At 31.0% G+C, this 13,878-nt stretch carries 12 protein-coding genes; 7 read left to right on the top strand and 5 right to left on the bottom strand.

Going from position 1 to position 13,878, the window contains the following annotated elements:
* Nucleotide 1: 1 nt before the first annotated feature.
* Complete coding sequence (locus tag ACFS5M_RS02695; protein WP_183485412.1) at nt 2–1,843, bottom strand: cation:proton antiporter; 1,842 nt, start codon at nt 1,841–1,843, stop codon at nt 2–4.
* A gap of 149 nt (nt 1,844–1,992) precedes the next feature.
* On the opposite strand from ACFS5M_RS02695, the gene ACFS5M_RS02690 reads away from it, so the two are divergent.
* The 7 genes from ACFS5M_RS02690 (at nt 1,993) to ACFS5M_RS02660 (ending at nt 10,250) form a co-directional block, all read left to right on the top strand.
* The gene (locus ACFS5M_RS02690) at nt 1,993–2,853 is read left to right on the top strand and encodes an MBL fold metallo-hydrolase (RefSeq protein ID WP_183485409.1); all 861 of its coding nucleotides are present in this window, start codon (nt 1,993–1,995) and stop codon (nt 2,851–2,853) included.
* A 13-nt stretch (nt 2,854–2,866) separates the two neighbouring features.
* The gene (locus ACFS5M_RS02685; RefSeq protein ID WP_183485406.1) at nt 2,867–4,468 is read left to right on the top strand and encodes a S8 family peptidase; all 1,602 of its coding nucleotides are present in this window, start codon (nt 2,867–2,869) and stop codon (nt 4,466–4,468) included.
* 59 nt (nt 4,469–4,527) lie between these two features.
* On the top strand, nt 4,528–6,330 hold the full coding sequence (locus ACFS5M_RS02680; protein WP_183485403.1) for a M1 family metallopeptidase: 1,803 nt from the start codon (nt 4,528–4,530) through the stop codon (nt 6,328–6,330).
* Nucleotides 6,331–6,528: 198 nt separating this feature from the next.
* Complete coding sequence (locus ACFS5M_RS02675) at nt 6,529–6,900, top strand: ribonuclease P protein component (protein WP_183485401.1); 372 nt, start codon at nt 6,529–6,531, stop codon at nt 6,898–6,900.
* Nucleotides 6,897–7,715, top strand: coding sequence for a DUF4349 domain-containing protein (locus ACFS5M_RS02670; protein WP_183485398.1), 819 nt, complete (start codon nt 6,897–6,899; stop codon nt 7,713–7,715). The genes ACFS5M_RS02675 and ACFS5M_RS02670 overlap by 4 nt, the downstream gene beginning before the upstream one ends.
* 6 nt (nt 7,716–7,721) lie before the next feature.
* Nucleotides 7,722–9,356 (top strand): S41 family peptidase, encoded by a 1,635-nt coding sequence (locus ACFS5M_RS02665; protein WP_183485395.1) that lies wholly within the window; start codon nt 7,722–7,724, stop codon nt 9,354–9,356.
* 27 nt (nt 9,357–9,383) lie between these two features.
* Entirely contained in the window at nt 9,384–10,250 is an 867-nt protein-coding gene (locus ACFS5M_RS02660; RefSeq protein ID WP_183485392.1) for an OmpA family protein, read from the top strand.
* Here the strand turns inward: ACFS5M_RS02660 and ACFS5M_RS02655 are convergent.
* The 4 genes from ACFS5M_RS02655 to ACFS5M_RS02640 all read right to left on the bottom strand — a co-directional run bounded on the left by ACFS5M_RS02655 (nt 10,247) and on the right by ACFS5M_RS02640 (nt 13,453).
* Nucleotides 10,247–10,690 carry a GNAT family N-acetyltransferase gene (locus tag ACFS5M_RS02655; RefSeq protein ID WP_183485389.1) on the bottom strand — a complete coding sequence of 148 codons (444 nt, stop codon included), beginning with the start codon at nt 10,688–10,690 and terminating at the stop codon, nt 10,247–10,249. The genes ACFS5M_RS02660 and ACFS5M_RS02655 overlap by 4 nt on opposite strands.
* A 5-nt stretch (nt 10,691–10,695) precedes the next feature.
* Complete coding sequence (locus tag ACFS5M_RS02650) at nt 10,696–11,613, bottom strand: cation diffusion facilitator family transporter (RefSeq protein WP_183485386.1); 918 nt, start codon at nt 11,611–11,613, stop codon at nt 10,696–10,698.
* The gene (rpiB, locus tag ACFS5M_RS02645; protein ID WP_183485384.1) at nt 11,614–12,051 is read right to left on the bottom strand and encodes a ribose 5-phosphate isomerase B; all 438 of its coding nucleotides are present in this window, start codon (nt 12,049–12,051) and stop codon (nt 11,614–11,616) included.
* Between the two features lie 82 nt (nt 12,052–12,133).
* Nucleotides 12,134–13,453, bottom strand: a complete 1,320-nt coding sequence (locus ACFS5M_RS02640) for a T9SS type A sorting domain-containing protein (RefSeq protein ID WP_183485381.1) — start codon at nt 13,451–13,453, stop codon at nt 12,134–12,136.
* Between the last annotated feature and the right edge of the window lie 425 nt (nt 13,454–13,878).

Genomic DNA, 13,878 nt, shown 5'->3' with positions numbered 1-13,878 from the left:
ATTACACATCTGTTTTTTCAACATCAAAAGGTTTGCCTAAATAAACCAGTTTCCAATTTTTGCCAATCTCATCGATTTCTGTATTGTAGGAAGAAATTATTTTTAATTCACCATCTTCGTCTTTAATAAAAAGCGGAATAATATTTTTATTTTTATTAGTGATATCGATTAAAGATTTATAATGGTCCTTATCATTAATTTGAATTTCTTGAATAGATGGATAGCTTTTAGTGACTTCTGAAAGCGAATTATAATCGTCTGTGTGAGAAAACAATCCTTCCTGCGGATTGTTATTATCGTCTAACATTTCTTCCGAAGAAACTAATCTGAAAGATCCGTTTTCACCAAACTGCTCGCTAAACTTATCAATAGCATACTTATTAATATCGGAATTCCCTGTTAAAGCCATTAAATAACCAACATCGTTTAATTCTATATTATCAGTTAATGTATCGGAATAAATATTTGTATCAAATGCTTCTAAACCAAGTTCTTTTGCTTTAGCGATATTGCCTTGATTACTATCAATGAGTACGACATGTCTTCCGTTAGATTCTAGATAATGCCCAAGTAACCTTGAAATTTTTGAAGCACCAATAATTAAAATACCTTCTGATTTTGTTAAAAACACACCAACAATTTTAGCAAACAACCTAGCTGTTGTCGCATTTAATAAAACGGTTCCTAAAACAATCATAAACACTAATGGTGTAATATACTCTGCGCCAGAGACACCCATTTTAATTAGTTTACTTCCAAAAAGAGAGGCTATTCCAGCAGCTACAATTCCTCTTGGCCCAACCCAACTTATAAATAGTTTTTCATTAAGCTTAAGTTTAGATCCTGCTGTACTTAGAAAAACAGCTAAAGGCCTAATTATGAATACAACTATAGCAAAAAGTGCAGCTGTTTTCCAGCTATAAAGCAATAATAAATCATCAATATTTATATTGGCTGCCAAAAGAATAAACAGAATAGAAATGAGTAAGACACTTAAAGACTCTTTAAAATAAAGCAGTTCTTTTATGTTTTCTAATTTTCCGTTTCCTAAAACCATTCCCATAACCACTACTGCTAATAAGCCCGATTCATGCGCGAATACTTCAGACTCTACAAAAACAAGTAAAACAGTAGAAAGCGAAACAACGTTAAGTAAATAATGAGGAATTAGCTTTTTATTTATTGCAAAAGCTAAAGCATGAGCGAAAGTAAATCCAAAAGTAGTCCCAAATAGAATAATTTTACCAAACTCCATGAGTGCGGTTTTAGTAAAACCATCTTCGCCTCCAACACTAATAAACTCGAATACCAATACAGCAACTAAAGCACCTATGGGATCGATTAAAATACCTTCCCATTTTAAAACTGCAGAGACATCCTTTTTTAATGGAATGTTTCTTAGTATTGGCGTAATAACTGTTGGCCCTGTAACTATTATTAACCCAGAAAACAGAAACGATAGTTCCCAGCTCAGGTCAAAAAGATGATGCGCCACCATTCCTGCTCCAAAAAAAGTCACCGCAGAACCTAGCGTTATCAGTTTTGTAATCACTGGTCCAATGTTTTTAATTTCAGATCTTTTTAAGGTTAGCCCTCCTTCAAAAAGTATAATACTAATCGCTAATGACACAAAATAATACAATCCATCACCTGGAAACAACCCTTTTGTACCATTCCATATAGGTTCAATCCATTTGGTGCCATCTTCAGATAAAAATTCTGCAGCAATAGGACCTACTAATAAACCTATTAAAATTAAGGGTAATATTGCTGGAATTTTAAATTTCCATGCAACCCATTGTGCTAATATTCCTAAAATGATAATTCCAGCTAATTCTAACATGTCTTGTTTTTTGTGAAAATACTAAATAATTACAATTATGAAAGTTATATAATACTATTATAGTTTTTTAATAAGTAAGAAAAAATATTTCTTAATATACTCTTAACACTTTATAAGTTCCGATTCATATTTAGTAATTTGCATCAATTATGAAACTATACCCTATAAATGCAGGAAATTTTAAGCTAGATGGTGGCGCTATGTTTGGTGTTGTCCCAAAATCTTTATGGTCAAGAACGAATCCTGCAGACTCAAACAATATGATTGATATTGCTGCACGTTGTTTGTTAATTGAAGATGGAAACCGACTTACATTAATAGACACAGGAATGGGACATAAGCAAAGTGAAAAGTTTTACGGTTATTACCACCTCTGGGGAAATGATACGATTGATAAATCATTAAATGCTAATGGTTTTCAACGTGATGATATTACAGATGTATTCATGACCCATTTACACTTTGATCATTGCGGAGGAAGCATACAGTGGAACAAAGACAAAACAGGTTATGAACCCGCATTTAAAAATGCTTCTTTTTGGAGTAATGAAAACCATTGGGAGTGGGCAACAAATCCTAATAAACGAGAAAAAGCTTCTTTCTTAAAAGAAAATATTATGCCTATGCAAGACAGCGGTCAATTAAAGTTTACCGCACTTCCTAATGGTGATATTTTAAAAGATTCTGCCTTAGGTTTTAATATTTTTTTTGCGAATGGGCATACCGAAAAACAAATGATTCCAATGATTAACTATAAAGGGAAAACCATTTGTTTTATGGCTGATTTACTTCCAACAGTTGGCCATTTACCAATTCCTTTTGTAATGGGTTATGACACTAGGCCTTTGTTAACTTTAGATGAAAAAGAAAAATTCCTCAATTTAGCAGCAGATAATAATTATTACTTATTTTTGGAACACGACGCACATAATGAAATTATTACAGTAAAACATACAGAAAAAGGCGTGCGACTTGATCAAATTTTTACATGTAATGATATTTTTAAATAAACAAATAAACTATATGAAAATTATTAAATCTCTACTACTCATAGGTAGTGTCACATTAATGCTAACCAGTTGTGGTGGTGGTGCAGAAATCTTATCAACTCCTATAGAAAACATCGATTCTATTCCTTTAAAGGAGGCTGATTTAACTGAAAACGAAAAACACACTTGGGGTCATTTAGATCTTGTAAAAGACACAATACCTGGAATGAGTGTCGATAAAGCCTATACAGAGGTTCTTAAAGGAAAGTCTGGACAAACAATTATTGTTGCTGTTATTGATTCTGGTATCGATATAGACCATGAAGACTTAGATGGTGTTATTTGGACCAATAAAAAAGAAATAGCAGGGAACAATAAAGATGATGATAATAATGGTTATGTAGATGATATTCATGGCTGGAACTTTTTGGGCGATGCCTATAACGAACAATTGGAAAAAACAAGATTATTAGCCGCAGGAAAAGGTGGTGCTGAAGCTCAAGCCGATTATGATTCAGATTTTCAAAAGTATTCTGGTTATAAAACACAGTATGAGCAAATTTATCAAAGCTTAATCGCTGCAGACGAAGCTATTTCTAAACATTTAAACAATAAAAATTATACTCCAAAAGATGTTAATTCTATTGAAACTACAGACGAAGAATTAACCAGACATATTGCTATTATAAAGCAAATTTATGGTTTTGGATTTGATAATACTGCAGACGCTAAAAACGATCTTGGTGATGCTTTAGAAAGTATTAACGACATGCTTAACTACAATTTAAATAAAGAGTTTAATGGACGAACTACTGGTGATAATCCAGACGATTTAAATGATAAGCCTGGTTACGGAAACGGAAACGTTAAACCTGTTAAGAAAAGTGAAAGTCATGGTACACATGTCGCTGGTATTATTGCTGCTGAGCGTAATAATGGTAAAGGAGCAAATGGTGTTGCAAATAATGTTAAAATTATGAGCTTAAGAGCTGTACCTAATGGTGATGAATACGACAAAGACATTGCTTTAGCTATACGTTACGCAGTGGATAATGGTGCGAAAATTATAAACGGAAGTTTTGGTAAATATTTCTCTCCTCATAGTGATTGGGTAAGAGATGCTATTGCTTATGCTGGCGAAAATGATGTTCTTTTTATAAATGCTGCAGGAAACGAAGGAATCGATTTAGACAGTAAAGCGGTTTATCCAAATGATCAAGTTGCAAATGGTCCAGAGGTTTCTAATACTTTTGTTACTGTTGGCGCTCTAGAACCAAAATATGGTTCTGGAATGGTTGCAGGATTCTCTAACTATGGTAAAATAAATGTTGATGTATTTGCTCCTGGTGCTAAAGTGTATTCTACAACTCCAGAAAACGAATACGACACTAAAGGAGGTACATCAATGGCTGCTCCTGCTGTTGCTGGTGTTGCAGCATTAATACGCTCTTATTACCCTAAACTTTCTGCCGCTCAAGTGAAGCAAATACTAATGGATTCAGGGCTTCCTGTTGCAACTAAAGTTGTTGTAGGTGGTAATTCTAGTGATGTAAGACCTTTTGAAGGTTTATCAAAATCAGGTAAAATGGTAAATGCTTATAATGCTTTAATTATGGCACAACAATTATCTAATTAATTACAGAAAAAACACAAGGCATCATTTATTGATGCCTTTTTTAATTAAAAAATCATCAGATGAAAAAGGTTCTTTTATTTATTTTTAGTATCGTGTTGGTGTCTTGTGCTTCAACACAAACCAACTCTTCTCCTAACACACCTACAACACCAGTTCAATCCACTTCAAACTCTTCGTATTGGCAACAACATGTCGATTATAAAATGGAAATCGATATGGATGTTAATACTTATCAATATCAAGGGAAACAAAATTTAGTGTACACTAATAATTCACCAGATGTTTTAAATAGAGTTTATTATCATTTATATTTTAACGCCTTTCAACCTGGCAGTGAGATGGATGTGCGTTCTCGTACCATTGCAGATGCTGACGGACGTGTTGGAGATCGAATTAGTAAGTTAAGTCCAAATGAAATTGGCTTCATTAAAGTGGCTTCATTAAAGCAAAACGGATTGCCATTAAAATACGAAACTGTAGGTACTGTGTTGGAGGTTGATTTAGCGACTCCTATTCAACCAGGAGAAAGCGTAACTTTTGATATGAATTTTAATGCTCAAGTGCCTGTACAAATTCGTCGTTCAGGAAGAAACAATAAAGAAGGTGTCGCACTCTCTATGACGCAATGGTATCCTAAACTTGCTGAATATGACGATGAAGGATGGCACGCAGATCCTTATATTGCAAGGGAGTTTCATGGTGTTTGGGGTGATTTTGACATCAAACTAACTATTGACAAAAACTATGTCGTTGGTGGAACAGGTTACCTGCAAGGCGAACCACAAGTAACTGGAAATAAAAAAACGCTACATTATAAAGCTCCTAATGTACATGATTTTACTTGGGCAGCAGATCCAGATTATATACATGACACCATGCAAGTTCCTAATGGTCCAATGCTTCATTTCTATTACAAAAATGATTTGCCTGCTGAAAACTTAGAATTTTGGAAAGAACTACAGCCTAAAACTGTGGCTTTAATGCAATATTTCTCTGAAAATATAGGTCAATACCCTTATGACCAATATTCAGTTATTCAAGGTGGTGATGGTGGTATGGAATACGCTATGTGCACATTAATAACTGGTAAACGTAACTTTGGTAGTCTTGTTGGTGTAACAGCTCACGAATTAGCGCATACTTGGTTTCAATTTTTATTAGCAACAAACGAAGCAAAACACGAATGGATGGATGAAGGCTTCACAAGCTATATTAGTGATCACGCAATGAATACAATAAATCAAAGCGGCAAAGAGAATCCAGCCGAAAATGCCTATAGAGGTTATATCTATTTAGCGAAATCTGGAAAAGAACAACCACAAACAACACATGCAGATAGGTACAATTTTAATCAGGCTTATGGCATTTCGGCATATAGTAAAGGTGAAGTGTTTTTAGCGCAATTAGGTTACATTATTGGAGAAGATAATTTAAAGAAAACCATAAAAAAATATTTTAACGATTTTGCTTTTAAGCATCCAAAACCAATGGATATTATTCGCTCTGCAGAAAAAGTTTCTGGTTTAGAATTAGATTGGTATTTAATAGATTGGACACAAACCACAAATACTATTGATTATGGTGTAAAATCTATCGATGGAAATCGTGTGACTTTAGAACGTATAGGATTAATGCCAATGCCCTTAGATGTCACCGTAACATATGCAGATGGAACTTCAGAAAACATCTATATTCCATTGCAGATGATGCGTGGAGAAAAACCAACAAACGCAACGATTAAAGCTGATTGGGCTTGGGCATATCCAACTTATACTTTTGAAACTTCAAAAGAGGTTAGTAGTGTTCAAATAGACCCTAAAGAAATGATGGCAGATATTGATAAAGAAAATAACAAAAAATAAATAAAGTATATCTATTCTATATATAAAACCGTTTAGCAATAAGTTAAGCGGTTTTCTTTTTTAAGGCTTGTATGCTTTTAAACCTATAAGATCTTCACATCTATGGCCTCTATATTTTTAATGTTTGATGAATATCATACTTTAATTAAAAGGCTGTAATGATTTGTAATTGCTATTTTTGTATACTTATCATCAAATATGAAATTCACTTATAACAAATCAGAAAAACTTAAAAGCGAAAAGCAAATTGGCGAACTTTTTTCTAACGGAAAATCTATTTCGGCATACCCTTTGCGCCTTGTTTATATAGAATCAAGCTTTTCTGATGGAATTTCTATAAAATCTGGTGTTTCGGTTCCTAAAAGAAATTTTAAAAAAGCGGTAGATCGTATTAAAATAAAACGCTTAATGCGAGAGGCTTATAGACTCAATAAATATGAGCTTTTTAACAACATTACAACACAATATGCGTTTATGATTTTGTACATTGGTAAAGAAAAAACCTCTTTTTCTGAAATAGATATAGCTATAAAACAGCTATTTGAAAAATTTTTGAAAACAAATAAATGAAATATTTAGTTACTCTTTTTATTCTTATTCTTCCTTTAGCCTGCTCTAATAATAGTAGTAAAAATGAGGGGTCTTATGATGCAACAGAAGCCTCTTCAGAAATGGCTTTAGAAGAGGTTTCAAACTCTCAGTCTAGTGTTTCTTTTCAAAATAATACCATAGACCAAAAACTTATAAAAGAATCATTTTTACGTTTTCAAACTCAAGATTTAGACAAAACATACCAGCACATTATTAAATATGTCGAACAAAACAATGGTTTTATTCAAGATGATAATTCTAACAAATCTTATAATAGACTTTCGAGAAACTTAATTATCAGAATGCCTTCAGTTAGTTTTCAAAAAACTATAGACTCCATTAGTAATCATGTTGAGTACTTTGACACCAAACGCATTTCTTCTAAAGATGTAACCGAAGAATTTATTGATATAGAAGCGCGTTTAAAAGCTAAAAAAACATTAGAGGCGCGATATTTAGAACTACTTTCTAAAGCAAAAAATGTAAAGGAAATTTTAGAAATAGAACGTGAACTTTCCTCTATTAGAGAAGAAATAGAAGCCAAACAAGGGCGTTTAAAATATTTACAAAATAAAGTATCACTAAGTACCTTAAATATTGAATTCTATAAACTCACAGCAGAAAATGGTGTGACGGTTTCTTACGGTACAAAAATGGTTAATGCTATTAAATCTGGTTTTAATGGTATATCTTTATTTTTTCTAGGCCTATTACACATTTGGCCTTTTATACTTATTTTAATTTTTTGCATCTTTCTATTTAAAAGATGGCTTAATAAGAAAAACAAAAAATAGTTACAGATGAAAACTAGACTTAAAAAAAGAATTCTTATTCCTGTATTGGCAGCAACCATTTTCTTTACAGGAAGTGCATTTAATAATGATTTTTTTGAAATTGCTAAGCAAATAGAAATTTTCACAACCCTTTTTAAGGAACTCAACATGAATTATGTTGATGAAACTAATCCTGCTGATTTAATGGATTCTGCCATTAAAAATATGCTTACCAATCTAGATCCTTATACTCAATTTTATAATGAACAAGATGTAGAAGCTGAGCGAATTAGACGTACAGGTGATTACACAGGTATTGGTGCTAATGTTAGGACTTTAAAAGATAAATTAGTAATAATTGAGCCATATAAAGATTATCCTGCCGATAAGGCTGGTTTAAAAGCAGGCGATGAGATTATAAAAATTAATAATACATCTATCGCTAATTATAAAGACGATGCTGGTAATTTATTAAAAGGCGCTCCTAATTCTTCTGTAAACGTAACTTATTTGCGCCAAGGAAAGGAAAATACAGCATCAATTACACGATCTGAAATAGAAATTAATGCTGTTCCTCATTATTCAATGATTGATGAAAAAACAGGCTACATTGTACTCAGTAAATTTAATGGTAAAGCATCTTTGCAAACTGCACGCGCTTTAAAAGATTTAAAAATACAAGGCGCAGAACGTATGATCCTTGATTTAAGAGGGAATCCTGGAGGATTGTTAAATGAAGCTGTAAATATTGTCAACCTTTTTGTCCCTAAAGGGCAATTAGTGGTAACCACGAAATCTAAAGTAAAAAAATACAATAAAACCTATTTCACCACCAAAGAACCTATAGATACAGAAATTCCTTTAGTGGTTTTAATTAATGGTTCTAGTGCCTCTGCTAGTGAAATTGTTTCTGGCTCTTTACAAGATTTAGATCGTGCAGTCATTGTTGGGTCTAGAAGCTTCGGGAAAGGCCTTGTACAAAGACCTAAAAAATTAACTTATGGCACACAACTAAAAGTCACTATATCAAGATATTATACACCATCTGGACGTTGCATTCAAGCCCTTGATTATTGGAATAGAGATCAACAAGGAAATGCTGTTCGCGTTAAACAAGAAAATTATAATACCTTTAAAACCAAAAACGGAAGAAGTGTTTTTGATGGTGGTGGTGTTTTTCCTGACGAAGATTTAGCAATTACTAAAAACTCTCCAATCACAAATGCTATTTACAACGATTTTTTAATTTTTAATTTTGCTACAGATTATTATTATAAGAATAGCTTAAAAGACATTAATAACTTTCAGTTAACAGATAAAGATTTTGCTAATTTTAAAAACTATTTAAATACTACTGATTTTACTTTTGAAACTGAAACTGAAAAATCATTAACCGAGGTTTTAGAGCATGCTAAAAAAGAAGAACTAGATGAAGCTATTAAAAATGATTATAACACCTTAATACATAACTTAAGCCAATCTAAAAGTAAAGCAATTGATCAAAATAAATCTCAAATTTTAGGTTTATTAACTGATGAAATTGTTAAACAACATGTTTATAGAGAAGGTTTATATGAATATAAAAAAATACACAATTTAGAAATAAAAAAAGCTACAGAAATTTTAGCTAATCCTTCAACATACGCTAGCTATTTAAGATAATCACTTAATTCTTTTTTCGCTTAAAAAATGAAAAAAACACTTTTATATATCATCCTTTTAATATGTCCAATTTATGTTTTAGGACAAAACAACCTGAAGCATGAAGTGTATTTTGAAACAGACGATTTTCATGTATTATCTACTGAAGAAAATAGATTATTGCTGTTTATTTCAGGATTAGATGGTGTGAATATTGAAAAAATATCTATTTATGGGTTTTGCGACGATAGAGGAAGCAAACACTATAATTTAGCACTTTCTCAAAGACGTGCAGAAGCTATAAAAACTGTATTTTCTAATAATGAAATTGATGAATCTTTAATAAGTAATGTTGATGGTAAAGGTGAAATTTTACTTAAAATTATTAAAGAAGATGATATAGATCAAATTAGAGGTTTAAATCGTAAAGTTGAAATTATTGTTACTAAAAAAACACCTAAGCCTAAAGAAAAAAAGGTGGTGGTGCAAACGGTTCCAATGCCTAAAAACCTAAAAACAACTGATGATATTGCTACAGGAAACATAAAGGAAGGTGATAAAATTAGGTTAGATAAAATTTATTTTAAAACAGGTTATGCTATTCTGACTAAAGAATCAAAGCCTATTTTAGAAGATATCGCAGACTTATTAGTTAAAGAAGATAACTTATATTTTACTATTCAAGGTCATGTTTGTTGTACACAAAACTCAAGAGATGCTGTTAACAGAAAAACCAATCAACGTAATTTATCTTTAGCCAGAGCAAAGTTTATTTATAATTATCTTATTAAAAAAGGAGTGAATAAAAGACGTATGAAATATGTTGGAATGCGACGAAAATTTCCTCTTGGCGGCAAACCTGAATTTGATAGACGAGTAGAAATTTTAATTACCTACATTGGAGAAAAACGTTAGTTTTTAACCATAGCAATATGAGGTATATCATCTTCTAAGTACTCCTCTCCTATTGCTTTAAATCCTAAATTGGTATAAAATGTATTTAAATAGGTTTGCGCAGAAATCTTTATTGTTGTTTCGTTATAATATGTAGCAATAGCTTTAATAGACGCTTCCATAATACTATATCCATGCTTAAATAGACGCGCTTCCTTTTTCACCACTACTCTACCTATACTCGCATCTTTAAAATAAGCTTCTGGTTTAAACACGCGTGTATAAGCCACCAATTGATCATCAGCAAACCCTAACACATGAAGTGCTATTTGATCTTTTCCGTCTATGTCTTGGTACACACAATCTTGTTCAACCACAAAAACTTCACTTCGTAATTGTAATAAACCATACAACTCTTGTGTGGTTAATTCTGAAAAAGTTTTTATTAAAATATTCAGCATATATCTTAGTCTTGAACTATAATATCTTTAACATCTGATTTACCAAACTCTGGTTGAATGTTAACATGGTTAATTTTAAATTTATGATACAATAACGCTTCAACTTGATTTAAAATAACATCAAATTGAGTTAAGGTGATATCGTCTTGGAAATCAATATGAGCTTCAAAATGAACTTCATCTTCATTAAGCTGCCAAACGTGAATATGATGTACGTTTTTAATACTATTAATTTTTTGAATTTCTATTACAATATCTTTTATAGGAATAGAATCTGGTGTGAATAACATTAAGACTTTTGTCGAGGATTTTAGTAAATCAAAGCCTACCCAAATCAAATATATAGCAATAGCTAATGTTAATACACTATCTACCCAAAATAACTGATAATATTTCATCAATAAACCACCTATTAATACAGCAATACTTGCTAACATATCAGTAAATAAATGTAGGTAAGCACTCTTCATATTCATATTGGCTTCTGCGTCTTTCTTTAGTAATAATACACTAACACCATTAGCTAATATGGCGATAAACGATAACCAAATCACTAAATTAGATTCAATCGCTTCTGGATTTTGAAAACGTTTAATCGCTTCAATAATTAATAATACAGCAACAATAATTAAAGTAGATGCATTAATAAAAGCCGCTAATATTTCTGCGCGTTTATAACCAAAGGTTTTTTGTAAAGAAGCTTCTTTTTTTGCTAATCTATTCGCCACATAACTCACCACTAAAGAAATAACATCAGAAAAATTATGAAGGGCATCACTTAATAAGGCTAAACTTCCTGAAACTACACCACCTATAACTTGAGCAGCTGTAATTAGAATATTTAAAAAGATTGAAAAAAGTAAATTCCGACCTCTTAATTCTCCATGATGATGTGTATGATTATGTGAATGTGAACCACTCATTTAGCAAGTACTAACAGGAATTTTATTCACGCGCTTTTCATGTCGTCCGCCTTCAAAAGCGGTATTTAAAAACGTATCTACCATTTTAATTGCTTGTGGAATAGCAGTATAACGTGCTGGAATACACATAATGTTTGCGTTATTATGCTGCCTGGTTAACTGAGTGATTTCATTCATCCAGCAAATACCTGCTCGCACATGTTGATATTTATTTGCTGTCATAGCAACACCATTGGCACTACCACAAATTAAAATACCAAAATCTACTCGCTTGTTATCAACATCTTGAGCCACAGGATGTACATAATCTGGAAAGTCGACACTTTCATTAGTATCTGTTCCATAGTTTTTTACTGTAAAACCTTTTGCTTCTAAATGCTTAAGGATAGCAAACTTATAATCGGTTCCAGCGTGATCGTTTCCTATAGAAATTTTCATAAAATTAGAGTTAAAAATATGACTATAAAGTTAAGGAAACTTCTTTGTAGAGACTATTTAATATCTAAATAAAAATGAGTTCTTATTTTTTTATAAACTTTATTGTTTTCAATGCGTCCAACTTTAAAAAATAAATTCCTGAGGCTAAATTAGAAATTTCAATTGGTTTATTAGCAGTGCATATACCATAATTTACAGCTTTTCCTTCTATACTGTAAATTTGATATTTTGTGTGTTGTTTTAAACCTGAAACATAAATATAATCAGTACTAGGATTTGGATATAAAGTATAGTCTATTTGGGTGTAATCATTAGAACTTAATGTTGAGCAATCGTTACTAAACAAGATATCATCATCAATGTTTGTCCAATTTGTTGTAGAGTAATCTTCATCATCAACACTAATACAATTTAAATTAACTTCAGAAACATATAATTCTGTGATATTATTATTATTTCCGTTTCTAAGATCAAGACTATTTAAGCTCGATTCATAAATACTTATTGAATTTAAATTTAAACTATTGGTCGCATCAATACTATTAATAGCTGTTCCTACTATATACAAGCTCTCAAGATCACTAAAACTACTTATATCTAAGCTGATTATTTGAGAACTGATTTCATTTAAAATAATACTTTTTATAGTGTTGATGCTTGTAAGGTTTAAAGAAGATAAGTTCTGACATTGTGTTAAAGAAAGTGATTCAAGATTAATACAATTTGATAAATCTATAGATTGAATACCTGAATCAAAGACACTAAAGTTAATTAATGAAGGATTGTGACTTAAATCTAGAGTTGAAATAGATGTTTCATTAATTCTTAAAGTACTTAAAGATGTACAACCAGAAACATTTAAAGTCCGTAACGAAGATTCATCAGCTATAATACTCGTTAAAGATGTTTTACCACTTACATCTAATTGTTGTAAGCTAAAGCTTCTATAAAGATCAATAGTAGATATTGAGGTACATGTGCTTAAATCTAAAGTATTTAGATTGGTAAAACGAATATCTAAATCTAATAAACCTGTACATCCTTCAACATTTAATGAAGTTAAAGATGTTGCCATAGATAGATCTAAATCCTGTAAATTAGTTAAACCATTCACATCTATACTAGATAGATTAGTTTGTGAAGCTTTTAAAGTCCTTAGTGCTACGAAATCATGTATACCTGTTAAATCAGAAATACTTGTAGATGATACATCTAATGAAATGATACTAGATACATCACTTGTTAATACTTGACCATCTAAAGAGCCTTCACTATCAATAAATTGATCAATTAAATATTGCTCAAAATCTACATCTGGAATTATTGTGTATTGCGCATTGACTTCTATATTAAAAAAGAGAACTAATAAAAAAGTAAGTCTAAAAAAGTGAAAATTTTTCATCTGTTAAAATTAAAATTAGATAATAATTTATGTGCAGCTTTTCAGCTAAAACTATTAACAGAAAAAAATGAGGAGATTATGCTAATACTAATATAAACAAAAAAAATAACTTATTTTAAATTAATACTATTTAGGTTTACTAAATCATTTTGTTTAACAACTCTTTAAAATGGTTTCATAAGTTGTTAATATCTAATTCTATTTTCTTAAAACTTTAATTAGGATTATCCAGTTAATTTTTCAAACAAAAACTACGATGAAATTACCTAAAAAAATAACCGTTTTTTTTGGTGAACTTATGAAACAAAAATAGCTTAGATACTAACATAAAAAATAAAATATTTATTAAAATTTAATAGTTAATAGGACTTATAAACAATAGTTAATAGTAAATTTAAATTGCTTATTAATCAAAGACTTAATAC

Source organism: Lacinutrix iliipiscaria, from assembly GCF_042686125.1.
Classification (GTDB): Bacteria; Bacteroidota; Bacteroidia; order Flavobacteriales; family Flavobacteriaceae; genus Oceanihabitans; species Oceanihabitans iliipiscarium.
This window is presented reverse-complemented; position numbering and strand designations above follow the sequence as displayed.